Below are 16,782 nucleotides of genomic sequence, written 5' to 3'. Positions count from 1 at the left end.
CCAATAACAGCCCTTGGCACGGTCGCCTTTTGGGGTCTCGATTAGAGGCCCCCGATGGACCTACTGCTCCCGATAGGCGGGCATTACCAAGCCCGCTCAATAACAAAACAAATGAGGGCGTGAAAATGGTGTTGAACAAACGTGCAACCGCGGTGCTGTTCGCGGGTTTATTGGCCACGGCCACTCACGCGGCCATGGCGGCCGAAAGCGTCAATTTCGTGAGCTGGGGCGGTAGCACCCAGGATGCGCAGAAGCAGGCCTGGGCCGACCCGTTCAGCAAGGCCAGCGGCATTACCGTGGTCCAGGATGGCCCCACCGACTACGGCAAACTCAAGGCCATGGTCGAAAGCGGCAACGTGCAGTGGGATGTGGTGGATGTCGAGGCCGACTTCGCCTTGCGCGCCGCCGCCGAAGGCCTGCTCGAACCCCTCGACTTCTCGGTGATCCAGCGCGACAAGATCGACCCGCGCTTCGTCTCCGACCATGGCGTGGGCTCGTTCTTCTTCTCCTTCGTGCTCGGCTACAACGAAGGCAAGCTCGGCGCCGGCAAGCCCCAGGACTGGACCGCGCTGTTCGACACCAAGACCTACCCCGGCAAACGCGCCCTCTACAAATGGCCAAGCCCCGGCGTGCTCGAACTGGCGCTGCTGGCCGACGGCGTCCCGGCCGACAAGCTCTACCCCCTGGACCTGGACCGCGCCTTCAAGAAACTCGACACCATCAAGAAAGACATCGTCTGGTGGGGCGGCGGTGCGCAGTCGCAACAGTTGCTGGCGTCCGGCGAAGTCAGCATGGGCCAGTTCTGGAACGGTCGCATCCACGCCCTGCAGGAAGACGGCGCGCCCGTGGGCGTGAGCTGGAAGCAGAACCTGGTCATGGCCGACATCCTCGTCGTGCCTAAAGGTTCGAAAAACAAAGCGGCGGCGATGAAGTTCCTGGCCAACGCCAGCAGCGCCAAGGGTCAGGCGGATTTCTCCAACCTGACCGCCTATGCACCGGTGAACATCGACAGCGTGCAGCGCCTGGATTCGGTGCTCGCGCCGAACCTGCCGACCGCCTACGTCAAGGACCAGATCACCCTCGATTTCGCCTACTGGGCCAAGAACGGTCCGGCCATTGCGACACGGTGGAATGAATGGCTAGTCAAATGAAAATGACGGCAACCACACCGACCGGGAGCGCCCTCGGCGCTGCCGGCGCGGTTTCGCCCAAGGCCGGGGCGCCCTCCCTGGCGCAGCGTTGGCGGGGGTCGAGCAACCTGATCCCGGCCCTGCTGTTCCTCGGCCTGTTCTTCCTGGCGCCGCTGATCGGCCTGTTGCTGCGCGGCGTACTGGAACCCACGCCGGGCCTGGGCAATTACGAACAGCTGTTCGCCAACTCGGCCTATGCGCGGGTACTGCTCAACACCTTTTCGGTGGCGGGCCTGGTGACCCTGTTCAGCCTGCTGTTGGGCTTTCCGCTGGCCTGGGCGATCACCCTGGTGCCGCGCGGTTGGGGGCGCTGGATCCTGAATATTGTGCTGCTGTCGATGTGGACCAGCCTGCTCGCCCGCACTTACTCCTGGCTGGTCTTGCTGCAAGCCTCCGGGGTGATCAACAAGGCGCTGATGGCCATGGGCATCATCGATGTGCCCCTGGAGATGGTGCATAACCTCACCGGCGTGGTGATCGGCATGAGCTACATCATGATCCCGTTCATCGTGCTGCCATTGCAGGCAACCATGCAGGCCATCGACCCGATGATCCTGCAGGCCGGCTCGATCTGCGGCGCGAGCCCGTGGACCAACTTCTTGCGCGTGTTCCTGCCGATGTGCCGGCCGGGGTTGTTCTCCGGCGGCCTGATGGTGTTCGTGATGTCCCTCGGTTACTACGTCACCCCGGCGCTGCTCGGCGGTGCGCAGAACATGATGCTGCCCGAGTTCATCATCCAGCAGGTGCAATCGTTCCTTAATTGGGGCCTGGCCAGTGCCGGCGCCGCGTTGCTGATCTTCATCACCCTGGTGCTGTTCTACTTCTACCTGAAGCTTCAGCCGGAATCCCCGGTTGGTGCCAGCAACGCGAGGTAAGCCGTCATGCTCCTGACTCCCAATGCCATGAGCCGCAGGATGCGCTTGGGCCTCTACACCACCACCGGGTTGATCGGCCTGTTCCTGCTGCTGCCGATCGTGTTTATCGTGCTGCTGTCGTTCGGCTCGTCGCAATGGCTGGTATTCCCGCCGCCGGGCTGGACGCTGAAATGGTACGGCCAGTTCTTCTCCAACGCCGACTGGATGAACGCGGCCATGGCCAGCCTCAAGGTGGCCGTGCTGACCACCGTATTCGCCGTCGCCCTCGGCCTGCCCACCGCCTTTGCCCTGGTGCGCGGGCGCTTCCCCGGCCGTGAATTGCTCTACGGCCTGTTCACCCTGCCAATGATCGTGCCGCTGGTGATCATCGCCGTGGCGGTGTACGCGCTGTTCCTGAAGCTGGGCTACACCGGCACGATGTTCGCCTTTGTGGTCAGCCATGTGATCGTGGCGCTGCCGTTCACCATCATCTCGATCATCAACTCGCTGAAACTGTTCGACCAGTCGATCGAAGACGCGGCGGTGATCTGCGGCGCCTCGCGGTTGCAGGCAGTGTTCAAGGTGACCTTTCCGGCGATTCGTCCGGGGATGGTCGCCGGTGCGCTGTTCGCCTTCCTGGTCTCATGGGACGAAGTGGTGCTCAGCGTGATGATGGCCAGCCCGACCCTGCAAACCCTTCCCGTAAAAATGTGGACCACCCTGCGCCAGGACCTGACGCCTGTGATCGCCGTCGCGTCGACGCTGCTGATCGGCCTCTCGGTGCTGGTCATGGTGATTGCCGCCGCCGTTCGCCGGCGTACCGAAACCCGCGCTTGAGCGCCGAGGAGAAGAACATGAGTGCAGTGATCAACGATGTCGCGCAGAGCCATGGCCAACCCCTGGTCAGCCTGCGCAACCTAAACAAGCACTACGGCGAATTCGCTGCCGTGGACAACATCTCGCTGGACATCCGGGACGGCGAATTCCTCACCTTCCTCGGCTCCAGCGGCTCGGGCAAAAGCACCACGCTGTCGATGCTTGCCGGCTTCGAAACCCCAAGCAGCGGCGAGATCCTGGTCAGCGGCCAATCGCTGGTCAACGTACCGCCGCACAAGCGCGACATCGGCATGGTGTTCCAGCGTTACTCACTGTTCCCGCATTTGTCGGTGCGCGACAACATCGCCTTCCCCCTGGCGATTCGCAAACTGGCCAGCGCCGAACGCGACAAGCGCGTCGACGCCATGCTCAAGCTGGTGCAGTTGGAACAGTTCGCCCATCGCCGCCCTTCGCAATTGTCCGGCGGCCAACAGCAACGGGTCGCCATCGCCCGCGCGCTGGTGTACGAACCACGCATCCTGCTGATGGACGAACCCCTCGGCGCCCTCGACAAGAAGTTGCGCGAAGACCTGCAGGACGAACTGCGCCAACTGCACCGGCGCCTGGGCATCACCATCGTCTACGTGACCCACGACCAGGAAGAAGCCATGCGCCTGTCCCAACGCATCGCGATTTTCAGCCACGGCAAGATCGTCGGCCTGGGCAGCGGCTTCGACCTGTACCAGAACCCGCCGAACGCGTTCGTAGCGTCGTTCCTCGGCAACTCCAACTTCCTCAAGCTCAAGGCCCAGGGCAATGCCGTGGCGGCGTTCGAAGGCCAATCCGTGTCGATCCGCCTGACCAGCGGGTTGCACACCGAGCAGGAGGTGCTGCTGATGGTACGCCCGGAAAAAGCCCTGGCGCTGAGTGTCGAACAGGCCGCAGAGCAATCGTTGGCAGCGGGCTGGAATGAAGTGTCGGCGATTGTGGGTGAGGTGCTGTTCCTCGGCGAGAGCCAGACCTGCACAGTGAAAACCCTCGGCGGCACATCGATGACGGTCAAGGCGCTGTCCGCTGCGGGCATGCCCCTCAAGGCCGGCGACCCGGTGCGTGTGCGCTGGGCGACGGCGGATGCGTGCGTGTATACGCAGTGGGCGGAGAGTGATCTGAACAAGGCCGCAGGCGCGCATTGAATTCCATGTGGGAGGGGGCTTGCCCCCGATAGCGTTGTGTCAGTTAAAGATGCATTCACTGACACGCCCTCATCGGGGGCAAGCCCCCCTCCCACATTTGAAGCGCGTTTATCCGTCAACTCTTGCGCTCGAAAATCGCCCCCTCGATCCCCAACACCTCACGGGTATCCGCATAAATCCCCACGCCCTTCTCCCACACGTGCTTGATCGAGCGGTCGGCGCAGCGAATCCGGTAATTGAGCTCGAACGGCTCCTGCCGTGACAACGCATATTGCACCTCGCGCCACACATAATCGGCGTCCTGCGCCAGGATCAGGCTGTTGTAGGTGAACTCATGGTTGTCCACCAGTCGCTCAGCGGGGTAACCGGTCAACTCCAGGCAGCCGGCGCTGACGAATTCCATGGTCCAGTCGCGGTTGTTGCGGCCGCGATAGATCAGGCCCGGCATGCTGTCGAGCAAGCTCATGCTGCTGCGCTGGCTGGCCTGCCAGGCGATTTCGCGGCGCTTGTGGGCAGTAACGTCCCCGGCCACCAGGTAGAAGCCTTGGGGGCCGCGCTTGAGGCTGATCTCGAACCAGCGCAGTTCGCCACTGGGGTGCACAAAGCGCAGCCGCTGGTTGAATGAGGTGTCGGGGCGGCGACGCAGTTCATTCAGGGCCTGGCGCCATAGCGGGCGGTCTTCCTGGTGCACGTAGTCCATCAGGTTGCGCTCCGCGCCCGGCGCGCCCATCAACTCGGCCCAGGCCAGGTTGAAGTGGGCGATCTGACCGTTGTCGCGCAGTTGCAATAAGGCGGCGGGAAAGCAATCCATCAGGTCAATCGGCGGCGGCGCAAACGCTTCGGGGCTGTCCCTCATCTAGTGGCGCTCCTCGTGTTTCATCAAGGCACCGCTGTGCACCCAGGCCGCCAGCTCCAGGCGCGAATGCAGGCCGAGCTTCTGCAACAGGCTGCGCACGTAGATTTTCACCGTGCCGTCGCTGATCCCCAGTTCCCTGCCGATCTGTTTGTTACTCATGCCGGCGGCGATCAGCGCCAGGGTCTGGCCTTCGCGCTCGGTGAGGTTTTCGCTGCCCACAGCTTCACACGCTTGCGTGGGCTCGGCCTGGTCGGCGAGCAAGGCAATCAGGCTCGAGTCCAGTACGATCGCGCCCTTGTGGCAGTTGCGCATATACGCCAGCAACGCATCCGGCTCGGTTTCCTTGAGCACATAACCGCTGGCGCCCAGGCGCAAGGCCGTGAGCAACTCGGCGCGGTCCATGGAGGCGGTGAGCACCACCACCTGGCAATCCAGATGCAACTGGCGCAGTTCATCCAGCACCTGCAAACCGCTGAGGCCAGGCATGTGCAAATCCAGCAGCACCTGTTGCGGCGTCAGGCTCACGGCCAGGTTGATGCCCTCGCGGCCGCTGGCCGCCTGCCCCACCACTTCGAAGTCGCCGCTGGCATCGAACAACTGCGCCAGGCCCTTGCGAAACAACGGGTGATCATCGATCAGTAATAAGGTCGTGCAGCCCATCGAGACTCCCCTGTGGCAGATCGTGGTGGCGGCGCAGGCCAAGGTGCACGCGCACCCCGTGCGGGCGGATCGCTTCTATGCTCAGCCGCGCGCCGATGCTGGCGGCGCGCTCGCGGATAATCGCCAGGCCGAAATGGTTGTGCTCGTCGCAGGCCGGGATCAAGCCGATGCCATCGTCTTCCACCGACACCGAGGCGTCGCCGTCCTGGGTCTGGCGCAGTTCGATGCGCACGTGGCGCGCGTGGGAATGCCGCACCGCATTGGCCAGGGCCTCGCGAATGATCTGCAGGATCTGCAATTCGGTTTCCGGGCTCAGGGCGTCGTCGGCCAGGCGGTTGTCGAGTTCGAAGACGATGATGCAGCGCCGCGAGAACTCCGCGACGGAGTCGGCCAGGGCCTGACGCAGCGAGCGCCCGTCCATGGTCAGGCGCGCACTGGTGATCAGCTCGCGCACCTGGCGTTGCAGTTGGCTCAGGCCGGTGCACAGGTCCTGCAGTGCCGGCTCGCCCAGTTGCGACTGCAAGCCATGGGCCTGGAACGACAGGTAACCCAACTGCTGCGCCACCGAATCGTGCAGTTCACGGGCCAGGGCACCGTGGCGGGAGGTCGCCTGTTTGCGCTGCTGTTCACGGGTTTGACTGCGCAGGCGCACGCTCACACCTACCGCCTGCGCCGCCTCTTCCAGTAGCTGGCGCCAACTGCCACCGGCGCGCCGGGGAGTGTCGAGCAGCAATGCGCCCTTTTCACCCTCGGGCAAGGCGCACACCAGACGGTGCACGCCCCGTTGCCGGCACGGTCCGCAGGCTTGGGGGGCGTCCGTCACGCTGGCGTCGCGCCAGGGGCAACGCGCGACCGCCTGGCAGCCGTCGACCCACCCTCGTCGCGTCGGGCCCAGGTCTTCGCCGCCGAGGATCAGGTTGAGCCTGGCAGGCGGCAGCAGTGCGTCGAAACGGTCCAGGAAACCTGACAAGGCACCGTCAGCGTGCAGGGGCAACCCGGCCAACAACCTGCGCACGCTGCGCGCCTGTTCGGGGCGTACAGGCCCCAACCAGAGCGGCCAGCCTTTTGGTCGTGTCAGCACTCTTCGATAACTCCCCGTCCGGTTGCGCTGCGTGGTCGAAAGGCCCAGCAACTTCCATGCCCCGAATGGTCGGCGCGCAAGGCTTATCTCCAAAGGCATAGCCCTTTTTCCAGATTGAGAAGATTTTCCCCATAGGAAAGTATCTCTCCCAACAGGAAACAAAACTCACCGTGGAGAGCCCCCATGACCCACACCCGCAGCCGCCCCATCGTGGTGATGCAATCAGCCGCCGCCAGCGCAGGGTTCATCAGCGAACTGCACATGCCCGTGCTGTTGAACGGCGAACACCCCGACTTTGCGCGACGCCTGCAACAGGCGCTGGCCAGCGCCACCGTGGGCTGCCGGCTCTACCTGCTGGGCGACGAAGCCTTTATCTGGCGTGTGCACGGCGAGGCCCGCGCCGCTGGCCTGGAAGACGACGAGATCGACATGACCTGCACCACACCCGGCCTGCGCCAGGTGTATTGCGCACACTGCGGCCTGACCCAGGCGGCCGGGCCGGAGCCGCTGTTGAACTGCATCGGCTGCCACGTCGGGCTGGAGGTCCGCACGCATTTTTCCCGGCGCCTGGGGGCGTATCTCGGCGTGTGCATCAACCCCGACCAGCCCTACGCGGGGTTCCAGCCATGAGCGCGGCCCTCAAGGTCCAGGTCAGCGCCGCACGCATGCTCACGCCGGTGGTGCGCGAATTCACCCTGACGCCCGCCACGGGCAGCCTGCCCGGCTTCTCGCCCGGCAGCCATGTGCAGGTGCACCTGCCGCTGGCCGAAGGCACGGTGCGCAACGCCTATTCACTCACCAGCGACCCGGCGCAGCCCCAGCACTACCGCATCGCCGTGCGCCTGCAAGACGCCTCGCGCGGTGGCTCGCAGTACCTGCACAGGCAGGTGCAGGTCGGCGACACCTTGCAGATTTCACCACCGGCCAATCTGTTCGCACCCCATGGCACCGCGCGCCTGCATATCCTCATCGCCGCCGGGATCGGGATCACGCCGTTCATGGCCTATATCGCCGCGATGGAACAACAGCAGGCCGACTTCGAACTGCATTACCTGTTCCGCCGGGGCCTCAGCGACGCCTATCTCGACGAGCTGCAACAGCGTCTCGGCCCGCGCCTGCACACCTACGACCGGCGCCCGGACCTTAACCCAATCCTCGGCAACCGGCCGCTGGGCAGCCACGTCTACACCTGCGGTCCGCAGCCCTTGCTCGAGGCGGTTGAGCAACACGCTGCACGCCTCGGTTGGCCGAGCAGACGTGTGCATTCGGAAGCCTTCAAGGGCGCACAACCCGGCCAGCCATTCGACCTGCAGCTGCTGCGCAGCGGCCGGCGCCTGCGGGTCGAGGCCGAGCAAAGCCTGCTCGAAGCCCTGGAACACGCCGGACTACAGGTGCCCAACCTGTGCCGTGGCGGGGTCTGCGGCCAGTGCATCACACGCCACCAGGGCGGCGCCATCGAACACCGCGACAGCTTCCTCAGCCCGGCCGAGCAGGCCGACTTTCTGATGCCCTGCGTCTCGCGCGGCAGCGGCCCCTGCGTTTCGCTGGACCTATAGGAGTGAGTGCCATGCCCCTGCAAACGAGCCCCGTGCTGAGCTATCGCGACGATTTCAGCTTTCGCAACAGCCCGGCAGCGATCCGGCGTTTCCCCTTTCCCTTTATCGAGGACAGCTACCTGTACTCGGTAAACATCGAACCGGCCATCTCCCGCGACCCCGGCTCGATCTATGAGCACGCCTTCGACATCGACGAGCACTACCGCTCGGAAATGGCCGAGCGCGCCCTGGTGCTGGACAAGGACCCGCGCCGCTACCTGGTGATGCCCCACATGCAAGTGGCGGCCTGGGATGCGCTGCAGATGATCATGGAGCACCTGGCCGCCGACTACCCGCAGGCGTTCAGCCTGACGCAAAACGGCGAGCGCTGGCAGTGGCGCAACCACCTGCTGGACATCGACCAGGCCTTCATCTTCGGCGATGCCAGCAGCCTGCCCTGCGCGCCGCTGGAGTACATCGGCCGCCAGGTGCAGGGGGATTTCGCCCTGCTCGACCAGCGCGACGGCGACCTGTACATGGACGCCGGCCTGGTCACCAGCCCGGCCGACTGGTCGCTGGCGTTCGACGCCGGCATGAGTTTCAAGCAATGGCACGCACCGGTGCCCATGGCCCATCAGATGGGCGTGTTCGAACGGGCGCTGAAGTACCTGCTCAACCTGCAGGTCGGCCAGCCGGTACGGCGCTTGAACTGGACCCTGACCATCAACCCGCGCCTGGATTCGTCGCCGGAAACCTTCCATGAGTGGGGCGCCGATCGCGGCCGGATCACTGCGCAGAATGTCGGCCAGCAGGTGCACCTGCGGGTCGAGCTGCAAGTGATGGCGCGCCTGCCGCGCAGCCACGCGGTGATGTTCAGCATCCGCACCTACCTGATCAGCCTGGACGATCTGGTCACACAACCCGGCTGGGGCTGTCGCCTGCACCGCGTGCTGCGCGACCTGCCCGACCCCATCGCCGACTACAAGGGCATGACCCGCTACCGCCATACGCTGGTCGAGTGGCTGAGCCAGTTCGACCCACAGGCCTGACGCCCCTTCTTCTACGACAAGGAACCTCACATGACCCACTCATGGCGTATTTCTGCATTGGCCGACCGGCACCGCGCCCTCGGCTCCCACCTCGAAGACTGGAACGGCATGGGCACTGCCTGGACCTACAGCAGTGACCTCGCCGACCACCACCAGGCGATCCGCACCCGCGCCGGCCTGATGGACGTATCCGGCCTGAAAAAAGTCCATTACGTGGGGCCCCACGCCGAGAGCCTGTTGCAGTGGGCCACCACCCGCGACATCGCCAAGCTCTACCCCGGCAAATCGGTGTATGCCTCGATGCTCGATGAGGACGGCAAGTTCGTCGATGACTGCATCGTCTACCGCACCGGCCCCAACGCGTTCATGGTGGTGCATGGCGCCGGCACCGGGCATGAAATGCTCGTGCGCTCGGCCCAGGGCCGGCAAGTGGCGGTGCTGTTCGATGACGACCTGCACGACCTGTCGCTGCAAGGTCCGCTGGCGGTGGATTTCCTCGCCGAACACGTGCCCGGCATCCGCCAGCTGGCGTACTTCCACCACCTGCAAACCCGCCTGTTCGACCGCCCGGTGATGATCTCGCGCACCGGCTACACCGGCGAACGTGGCTATGAGATTTTCTGCAAGGCCGCCGATGCGCCGTTCCTGTGGGACAGCATCCTCGAACAAGGCGCGAGCCTGGGGATCATTCCCTGCGCCTTCACCGCCCTGGACTGGTTGCGGGTGGAAAGCTCGCTGATGTTTTTCCCCTACGACAACTCGCAGATGTACCCCTTCGCCGACCAGAAGGCCGGCGACACCCTCTGGGAAATGGGCCTGGACTTCACTGTTTCACCTGGCAAGAACGCCTTCCGTGGCGCCGAAGAACACCTGCGCCTGCGCGGCCAGGAGCGCTTCAAGATCACCGGCGTGCTGCTTGAGGGCGTCCGCGCCGCCGAGGCCGGCGACACCGTGTGGCAGGGCAACCAGCAAGTCGGCGTGATCACCTGCGGCATGTATTCGCGCCTGAGCAAACGCTCGATGGCCATCGCGCGCATGAGCGTCGCCTGTTCCGAACCCGGTATTGCCTTGCAGGTTCGCGGCAGCCTCGAGGCCAGCGCCAGCACCCACGCCCTGCCCTTCGACGACCCGCAAAAAACCAAGCGCACGGCCAAGGGCTGAGCCTTCCTTCACGCAATTCAGGAGCCTTCGATGGACGCCTCCCGCGAACATTACATCCTCAAGATCACCTGCCCGGCGGCGTCCGGGATTGTCGCCGCGATCAGCGCGTGCCTGGCCCAACAGCAGTGCTACATCAGCGAGCTGGCGCAGTTCGACGATGAGTTCACCGGGCAGTTTTTCATGCGCGCGGTGTTCCGTTTCAACACCGGCGTGAGCGGCGACGTCGGCGCCCTGCGCAAAGGCCTCGGCGACCTGGCCGGTGGCTTCGACATGCACTGGCAGTTGTTCAGCTCGCGCCAACCGACCCGCGTACTGCTGATGGTCAGCAAGTTCGACCACTGCCTCACCGACCTGCTCTACCGCCACCGCAAGGGCGAGATGGACATGCACATCACCGCCGTGGTCTCCAACCACCTGGACCTGCGGGCGATGGCCGAACGCGAAGGCATCCGCTTCATCTACCTGCCGATCACCCAGGACACCAAGGCCGGCCAGGAAGCCGAGCTGATGCGCATCGTCGAAGACACCCAGACCGACCTGGTGGTGCTCGCGCGCTACATGCAGATCCTGTCCGACGGCCTGTGCCAGCAACTGTCGGGCCGGGCGATCAATATCCACCACTCGTTCCTCCCAGGGTTCAAGGGCGCCAAGCCCTACCACCAGGCCTATGACCGTGGCGTCAAGCTGATCGGCGCCACCGCCCACTACGTCACCAGCGACCTGGATGAGGGCCCGATCATCGAGCAGGAAATCCAGCGCGTCGATCATACCCACCTGCCCGACTCGCTGGTCGCTATCGGCCGTGACACCGAAACCGTGGCCCTTTCCAAAGCCCTGAAATACCACCTGGAACACCGGGTGTTCATCAACCAGGACAAGACAGTGATCTTTCGCTGAAACCTTCAGGAGGCACGCTCATGACCCTACGTGTTGCAATCATCGGCGCCGGCCCATGCGGCCTGGCGCAACTTCGCGCGTTCCAGTCGGCCCGTGACAAAGGCGCCGCCATCCCTGAGCTGGTGTGCTTTGAAAAACAGCAGGACTGGGGCGGCATGTGGAACTACACCTGGCGCACCGGCCTCGACGAGAACGGCGAGCCGGTGCACGGCAGCATGTACCGCTACCTGTGGTCCAACGGCCCCAAGGAATGCCTGGAGTTCGCCGACTACACCTTCGAAGAGCATTTCGGCCGACCCATCGGTTCCTACCCGCCGCGTGAAGTGCTGTGGGACTACATCAAGGGCCGCGTGGAAAAGGCCGGCGTGCGCGACTACATCCGCTTCAACAATGTGGTGCGCCAAGTCACCTTCGACGAACAGAGCCAGCGCTTCACCCTCTACGCCCACGACTACACCAGCGACACCTTGACCTGCGAAACATTCGACTACGTGATCAACGCCTGCGGCCACTTCTCCACGCCCAAGGTGCCGTACTTCGAAGGCTTCGAACAGTTCGCCGGGCGCATCCTGCATGCCCACGATTTCCGCGAGGCGCTGGAGTTCAAGGACAAGGACCTGCTGATCGTCGGCAGCAGCTATTCGGCCGAGGACATCGGCTCGCAATGCTACAAATACGGCGCGCGCAGCATCACCAGTTGCTACCGCAGCGCGCCCATGGGCTATGCCTGGCCGGATAACTGGGAAGAAAAACCGCTGCTCCAGCGCCTGGAAAACAACCGCGCGTACTTTGTCGATGGCAGCAGCAAGCACATCGACGCGGTGATCCTGTGCACCGGCTACAAGCACCACTTCCCGTTCCTGCCCGATGCACTGAGCCTCAAGACCGACAACCGCCTGTGGCCGATGAACCTCTACAAGGGCGTGTTCTGGGAACCCAACCCCCGCCTGATCTACCTCGGCATGCAGGACCAGTGGTACTCCTTCAACATGTTCGACGCCCAGGCCTGGTATGCCCGCGACGTGATCCTCGGGCGCATTCAGTTGCCCGGCCACGCCGACATGGTCGCCGACAGCCAAGCGTGGCACGCACGGGAACAGGCCCTGGAAACCAACCAGCAGATGTTCGAGTACCAGGGCGCCTATATCCAGCAACTGGTGGACGCCACCGACTACCCGAATTTCGACATCGCCGCCGTCAACGAAACCTTTCTGCACTGGAAGCACGACAAGGCGGAAAACATCATGGGCTATCGCGACAAGTCCTATCGCTCGCTGATGACCGGCACCCAGTCGCCGCCGCACCACACGCCGTGGTTGCAGGCCCTGGATGACTCGATGGCGGCGTACCTGGGCGAGCCCGCGACCCCCATCAAGTCGGTCGGCTGATGATGAATGCACCGCGTGTTTCCCATCCCCGCGAACCCGGGCTGTTTGCCCGCGCGCCGAACCTGGAACGCTACCGCGTGGCCGCCGGCGGCGTGACCCTGGTCGACTTGCAGCCCGGCGACGGCCTGCAAGTGATCGACGTCGAAGGCCGGCAAACCTGCGCACTGCTGGCCCTCGACGCCGGCGGCCGCAGCGCCCTGGCGAGCTGGGGCCTGAGCGGGTCAACGGCGTGCAGCGTGCCTGGGCGTATCGGCCAGGCGCTCCAGCGGCGCGGCATCGATGCACAGGCCTTGCCGCTGGCGGCCTCGCTATGGGACGCCGACAGCCCGCCCGGCCACAGCCGACAGTTTGTCGCCGAGGACGCGCTGCTGGTGATCGTCGCCGCACCCGCCGAGGCCACCGCCGTGGACCGGCAATACCGGCCCAGCGAGCTGCGTCTGATAGTGACGCGGGCCAATTCGTCGCCGCTGCTGCTGCCGGCCCTGCCCGAGCCGTTGGGCGATGTACTCGACGAATTCACCCTGCGCGCGGGCACGGCCCACGGCTACACCGTCGCCAAGGGGCAGTACATCCAGGTGCTGGACGTCGCGGGCCGCCAGTGTTCGGACTTCGTCGCCCTCGACCGGCGCGCCCTGGATCGCGGCGTCGAGCTGGACCTGGACCAGACCGTCACGCGCACCCTGAACGGCAGCGCCTACCCGGCACCGGGGCTGTTCTCGAAGTTTTTCGACCGCCATATGCAACCGATGCTGGAGGTGGTGCAAGACACCGTCGGGCGCCACGATTCATTCGCCCTGGCCTGCGCGGCGCGCTACTACGAAACCCATGGCTATTTCGGGCACGACAACTGCAGCGACAACCTCAGCCGCGTCCTCGCCCCCCATGGCGTGCAGGCGCGCAACGGCTGGCCGGCGATCAATTTCTTCTTCAACACCGGTATCGATGCGCACCAGCAGATGACCCTGGATGAACCCTGGTCACGGCCCGGCGATTACGTGCTGCTGCGGGCCATGACCGACCTGCTGTGTGGCAGTACCTCGTGCCCGGATGACATTGACCCGGCCAATGGCTGGAACCCGACCGACATCCATGTCCGCATCTACAGCGAGAAGGAGCGTTTTTCCATCGCCATGAGCACTCGAACCACGGCGGATGCCGACCCGATCCTCACCCGTGAGTCCGCGTTTCACTCACGTACCCGCGCCCTCACCGGCAGCTTCACCGACTACCGCAATTGGTGGCTGCCGCTGCGCTACGACGGTTACGGCGTCACCGAGGAATACCTCGGTTGCCGCGAACGGGTGGCGGTGATGGACCTGACTGCCCTGCGCAAATTCGAAATCATCGGCCCCGACGCCGAAGCCCTGTTGCAGTACTGCCTGACCCGCGACATACGGCGCCTGGCGGTGGGCCAGGTGGTGTATTCAGCGATGTGCCACGCCCACGGCGGCATGCTCGACGACGGTACCCTGCTGCGCCTGGGCCCGGACAACTTCCGCTGGATCTGCGGCGAAGACTACGCCGGCGTGTGGTTGCGCGAGCAGGCACAGAAACTGGGCATGAAGGTGTGGGTCAAGTCCGCCAGCGAGCAGATTCACAACCTGGCGGTGCAGGGGCCGCTGAGTCGCGAGCTGCTCAAGCAGATGGTCTGGACCCCGCCCACACAACCGAGTGTGGAGACCCTCGGCTGGTTTCGCTTCCTGGTCGGTCGATTGGACGGTTTCGACGGCTGCCCGTTGATGATTTCGCGCACCGGCTACACCGGCGAACTGGGCTTTGAGGTGTGGTGCCAGCCCGAAGACGCCGAACGGGTCTGGGACCGCATCTGGCAACTCGGCCAACCCTTGGGCCTGGTGCCCCTGGGCCTGGAAGCCCTGGACCTGCTGCGCATCGAAGCCGGGCTGATTTTCGCCGGCTACGAGTTCAGCGATCAGACCGATCCGTTCGAGGCCGGTATCGGTTTCAGCGTGCCGCTCAAGAGCAAGACCGACGACTTTATCGGGCGTGACGCCCTGCTGCGGCGCAGTGCCCATCCCAGCCACAAGCTCGTTGGCCTGCACCTGAGCGGCAACGAGGCCGCCCACCATGGCGACCCGGTGTACCAGGGCCGGGCCCAGGTCGGGGTGATCACCAGTGCCTGCCGGTCACCGCTACTGGCCAGCAATATCGCACTGTGCCGGGTCGACGTGAGCTGCGCCGAGCCCGGCACTGAACTTGAGATTGGCAAAGTCGATGGCCTGCAGAAGCGCATCAGCGCCACGGTCAGCGCAGCGATTTTCTACGACCCGGACAAAAGCCGGGTGCGTAGCTGATCGTCCCGAAACGTGTGTGCCACCCCATTTTGACTGCCCCAACCTAACCGCTATTCAGACATGGGAATACGAAGATGGAAGCGACGACGTTCGAGGCTGTACCGCAGGCTGCCGGCTCGGTGGGCAGCCTGCACCGCAAGATCGACTGGCGCGGGGCCTTCTGGGTCGCCAGTGGCGTGCCCGCGCTGGTGTTGTTCTCCATCGGTGCGATTGCCGCCACGGTGGGCAAACCGGCATGGATCGTGTGGATCGTGTCGATCCTGTTCGGGTTTATCCAGGCCTTCACCTATGCCGAGATCGCCGGGCTGTTCCCGCACAAATCCGGCGGCGCCTCGGTGTACGGCGCGGTGGCCTGGGTGCGCTACAGCAAGCTGATCGCACCGGTGTCGGTGTGGTGCAACTGGCTGGCCTGGTCGCCGGTGCTGTCCATCGGTTCGGGGCTGGCGGCGGGGTATATCCTCACGGCGCTGTTTCCCGCCGATACGTTGATCAACACCTGGCAACTGACCCTGCTGGACCTGGGCTGGGTCAAGAGCGGCCTGTCGTTGCGCATCAACGCGACGTTCGCCATTGGTTTGTTGATTTTGCTCACGGTGTTTGCCGTGCAGCACGGCGGCATCCTGCGGTCGGCGCGCCTGACCCTGGTGCTCGGCGTCACCTCGTTGATTCCGCTGCTGCTGGTGGGCGTGGTGCCGTTGTTCACCGGGGATGCGGCCCAGGCCAACTTCCTGCCGCTGTACCCCCTGGCCCATGACGCGGCCGGGCAAGTCATCGATGGGCCGTGGGATATGTCCGGCTGGTCACTGATGGCCGGTGGGCTGTTCATGGCGGCGTGGTCCACCTACGGCTTTGAAACGGCGGTGTGCTACACCCGTGAGTTCAAGGACCCCAAGCGCGACACCTTCAAGGCGATCTTCTACGCCGGCCTGCTGTGCATCCTGGTGTTCACCCTGGTGCCGCTGGCATTTCAAGGCAGCCTCGGGCTGGGCCAACTGGTGACGCCGGCGGTGCTCGACGCCAGTGGCGCAATCGTGACGCCCGCGGTGTACAGCGGCCTGCTCTCGCCCGCGATCTACAGCGGCATGGGCGTTGGCCAGGTGTTGGCCGACAGCATCGGCGGCGGCAAGGTGGTGGCCAATATCGTATTGATCATGCTGGTGCTGGCGACGTTGCTGGCGATCATGACCTCGATGTCCGGTTCGTCGCGCACCCTGTACCAGGCCTCGGTGGATGGCTGGCTGCCCAAGTACCTGGGGCGCACCAACGAACATGGCGCGCCGACAGCTGCGATGTGGACCGACCTGTCGTTCAACCTGCTGCTGTTGCTGATGTCGGACTACGTGTTCGTACTTGCGGCGTCCAACGTCAGCTATATCATCTTCAACTTCCTCAACCTCAATGCCGGCTGGATCCACCGCCTGGACCGCCCCGACTGGGTGCGTCCGTACAAAGCCCCCACCGTGCTGCTGGCGGCCGGCGGCGTGCTGAGCTTCGTCAACCTGGCCTGCATGGGCCTGGGCGCGGACATCTGGGGCGCAGGCACGCTGGTCACCGGCCTGCTGTTGGCGCTGCTGATCCTGCCGGTGTTCTGCTACCGCCACTATGTGCAGGACAAGGGCCACTTCCCCGCCGCCATGCTCACCGACCTGTATATCCAGGCCGATGACGGCCAGCGCCGCGCCGGCTGGCTGCCCTATGCCACGCTGGTCGCCGGTGTGCTGGTGGTGTATGCCTGCCATCAACTGGTAGCCTGAGCCTTCCGGCCTGCCTATGGCTGAGGGATTCTTATC

At 64.6% G+C, this 16,782-nt stretch carries 15 protein-coding genes; 12 read left to right on the top strand and 3 right to left on the bottom strand.

Annotation, left to right across the window (positions count from 1 at the left end; genetic code table 11):
* Positions 1-125 precede the first annotated feature (125 nt).
* The 4 genes from B9N88_RS04950 to B9N88_RS04935 are packed head-to-tail and all read left to right on the top strand — an operon-like array spanning position 126 to position 4,053.
* Positions 126-1,151: an ABC transporter substrate-binding protein gene (locus B9N88_RS04950; RefSeq protein WP_027603596.1), complete on the top strand. Its 1,026-nt coding sequence runs from the start codon at positions 126-128 to the stop codon at positions 1,149-1,151.
* A complete protein-coding gene (locus B9N88_RS04945; protein WP_027603595.1) occupies positions 1,148-2,065 on the top strand; it encodes an ABC transporter permease in 918 nt (305 codons plus the stop codon). Before B9N88_RS04950 ends, B9N88_RS04945 begins: the two co-directional genes overlap by 4 nt.
* 6 nt (positions 2,066-2,071) lie before the next feature.
* Positions 2,072-2,881: an ABC transporter permease gene (locus tag B9N88_RS04940; protein ID WP_010567348.1), complete on the top strand. Its 810-nt coding sequence runs from the start codon at positions 2,072-2,074 to the stop codon at positions 2,879-2,881.
* A gap of 17 nt (positions 2,882-2,898) precedes the next feature.
* On the top strand, positions 2,899-4,053 hold the full coding sequence (locus tag B9N88_RS04935; protein ID WP_027603594.1) for an ABC transporter ATP-binding protein: 1,155 nt from the start codon (positions 2,899-2,901) through the stop codon (positions 4,051-4,053).
* A 115-nt stretch (positions 4,054-4,168) separates the two neighbouring features.
* Here B9N88_RS04935 and B9N88_RS04930 read toward each other — a convergent pair whose 3' ends face one another.
* The 3 genes from B9N88_RS04930 to B9N88_RS04920 are packed head-to-tail and all read right to left on the bottom strand — an operon-like array spanning position 4,169 to position 6,584.
* Positions 4,169-4,909, bottom strand: a complete 741-nt coding sequence (locus B9N88_RS04930; RefSeq protein ID WP_027603593.1) for a PAS domain-containing protein — start codon at positions 4,907-4,909, stop codon at positions 4,169-4,171.
* On the bottom strand, positions 4,910-5,569 hold the full coding sequence (locus tag B9N88_RS04925; protein ID WP_027603592.1) for a response regulator: 660 nt from the start codon (positions 5,567-5,569) through the stop codon (positions 4,910-4,912).
* Entirely contained in the window at positions 5,538-6,584 is a 1,047-nt protein-coding gene (locus B9N88_RS04920) for an ATP-binding protein (protein WP_027603624.1), read from the bottom strand. The genes B9N88_RS04925 and B9N88_RS04920 overlap by 32 nt, the downstream gene beginning before the upstream one ends.
* Positions 6,585-6,833: 249 nt before the next feature.
* On the opposite strand from B9N88_RS04920, the gene B9N88_RS04915 reads away from it, so the two are divergent.
* The 8 genes from B9N88_RS04915 to B9N88_RS04880 all read left to right on the top strand — a co-directional run bounded on the left by B9N88_RS04915 (position 6,834) and on the right by B9N88_RS04880 (position 16,746).
* The gene (locus B9N88_RS04915) at positions 6,834-7,280 is read left to right on the top strand and encodes a dimethylamine monooxygenase subunit DmmA family protein (protein WP_027603591.1); all 447 of its coding nucleotides are present in this window, start codon (positions 6,834-6,836) and stop codon (positions 7,278-7,280) included.
* Positions 7,277-8,206 (top strand): PDR/VanB family oxidoreductase, encoded by a 930-nt coding sequence (locus tag B9N88_RS04910; protein WP_027603590.1) that lies wholly within the window; start codon positions 7,277-7,279, stop codon positions 8,204-8,206. Before B9N88_RS04915 ends, B9N88_RS04910 begins: the two co-directional genes overlap by 4 nt.
* A gap of 11 nt (positions 8,207-8,217) precedes the next feature.
* Entirely contained in the window at positions 8,218-9,234 is a 1,017-nt protein-coding gene (locus tag B9N88_RS04905; protein ID WP_027603589.1) for a heme-dependent oxidative N-demethylase family protein, read from the top strand.
* Between the two features lie 30 nt (positions 9,235-9,264).
* Positions 9,265-10,395, top strand: coding sequence for an aminomethyltransferase family protein (locus B9N88_RS04900; RefSeq protein ID WP_027603588.1), 1,131 nt, complete (start codon positions 9,265-9,267; stop codon positions 10,393-10,395).
* A 30-nt stretch (positions 10,396-10,425) separates the two neighbouring features.
* Positions 10,426-11,292 (top strand): formyltetrahydrofolate deformylase, encoded by an 867-nt coding sequence (gene purU, locus B9N88_RS04895; RefSeq protein ID WP_027603587.1) that lies wholly within the window; start codon positions 10,426-10,428, stop codon positions 11,290-11,292.
* 20 nt (positions 11,293-11,312) lie between these two features.
* The gene (locus B9N88_RS04890) at positions 11,313-12,680 is read left to right on the top strand and encodes an NAD(P)-binding domain-containing protein (RefSeq protein WP_027603586.1); all 1,368 of its coding nucleotides are present in this window, start codon (positions 11,313-11,315) and stop codon (positions 12,678-12,680) included.
* 2 nt (positions 12,681-12,682) lie between these two features.
* Positions 12,683-14,992 (top strand): DUF1989 domain-containing protein, encoded by a 2,310-nt coding sequence (locus B9N88_RS04885; RefSeq protein ID WP_027603585.1) that lies wholly within the window; start codon positions 12,683-12,685, stop codon positions 14,990-14,992.
* A 74-nt stretch (positions 14,993-15,066) separates the two neighbouring features.
* On the top strand, positions 15,067-16,746 hold the full coding sequence (locus B9N88_RS04880) for an APC family permease (protein WP_027603584.1): 1,680 nt from the start codon (positions 15,067-15,069) through the stop codon (positions 16,744-16,746).
* Positions 16,747-16,782: the final 36 nt, after the last annotated feature.

The organism is Pseudomonas sp. LAMO17WK12:I1, assembly GCF_900177315.1.
GTDB lineage: Bacteria > Pseudomonadota > Gammaproteobacteria > Pseudomonadales > Pseudomonadaceae > Aquipseudomonas > Aquipseudomonas marginalis.
The sequence above is the reverse complement of the archived record's forward strand: the minus strand, read 5'-3'. Positions and strand labels throughout refer to the sequence as shown.

What these genes read in the sequence shown, in the direction of transcription:
- B9N88_RS04940 (WP_010567348.1), top strand. Translation starts at nt 2,072, where the DNA reads ATGCTCCTGACTCCCAATGCCATGAGCCGCAGGATGCGCTTGGGCCTC.
- B9N88_RS04935 (WP_027603594.1), top strand. Translation starts at nt 2,899, where the DNA reads ATGAGTGCAGTGATCAACGATGTCGCGCAGAGCCATGGCCAACCCCTG.
- purU (WP_027603587.1), top strand. Translation starts at nt 10,426, where the DNA reads ATGGACGCCTCCCGCGAACATTACATCCTCAAGATCACCTGCCCGGCG.
- B9N88_RS04945 (WP_027603595.1), top strand. Translation starts at nt 1,148, where the DNA reads ATGAAAATGACGGCAACCACACCGACCGGGAGCGCCCTCGGCGCTGCC.
- B9N88_RS04930 (WP_027603593.1), bottom strand. Translation starts at nt 4,909, where the DNA reads ATGAGGGACAGCCCCGAAGCGTTTGCGCCGCCGCCGATTGACCTGATG.
- B9N88_RS04905 (WP_027603589.1), top strand. Translation starts at nt 8,218, where the DNA reads ATGCCCCTGCAAACGAGCCCCGTGCTGAGCTATCGCGACGATTTCAGC.
- B9N88_RS04890 (WP_027603586.1), top strand. Translation starts at nt 11,313, where the DNA reads ATGACCCTACGTGTTGCAATCATCGGCGCCGGCCCATGCGGCCTGGCG.
- B9N88_RS04925 (WP_027603592.1), bottom strand. Translation starts at nt 5,569, where the DNA reads ATGGGCTGCACGACCTTATTACTGATCGATGATCACCCGTTGTTTCGC.
- B9N88_RS04885 (WP_027603585.1), top strand. Translation starts at nt 12,683, where the DNA reads ATGAATGCACCGCGTGTTTCCCATCCCCGCGAACCCGGGCTGTTTGCC.
- B9N88_RS04880 (WP_027603584.1), top strand. Translation starts at nt 15,067, where the DNA reads ATGGAAGCGACGACGTTCGAGGCTGTACCGCAGGCTGCCGGCTCGGTG.
- B9N88_RS04910 (WP_027603590.1), top strand. Translation starts at nt 7,277, where the DNA reads ATGAGCGCGGCCCTCAAGGTCCAGGTCAGCGCCGCACGCATGCTCACG.
- B9N88_RS04915 (WP_027603591.1), top strand. Translation starts at nt 6,834, where the DNA reads ATGACCCACACCCGCAGCCGCCCCATCGTGGTGATGCAATCAGCCGCC.
- B9N88_RS04900 (WP_027603588.1), top strand. Translation starts at nt 9,265, where the DNA reads ATGACCCACTCATGGCGTATTTCTGCATTGGCCGACCGGCACCGCGCC.
- B9N88_RS04950 (WP_027603596.1), top strand. Translation starts at nt 126, where the DNA reads ATGGTGTTGAACAAACGTGCAACCGCGGTGCTGTTCGCGGGTTTATTG.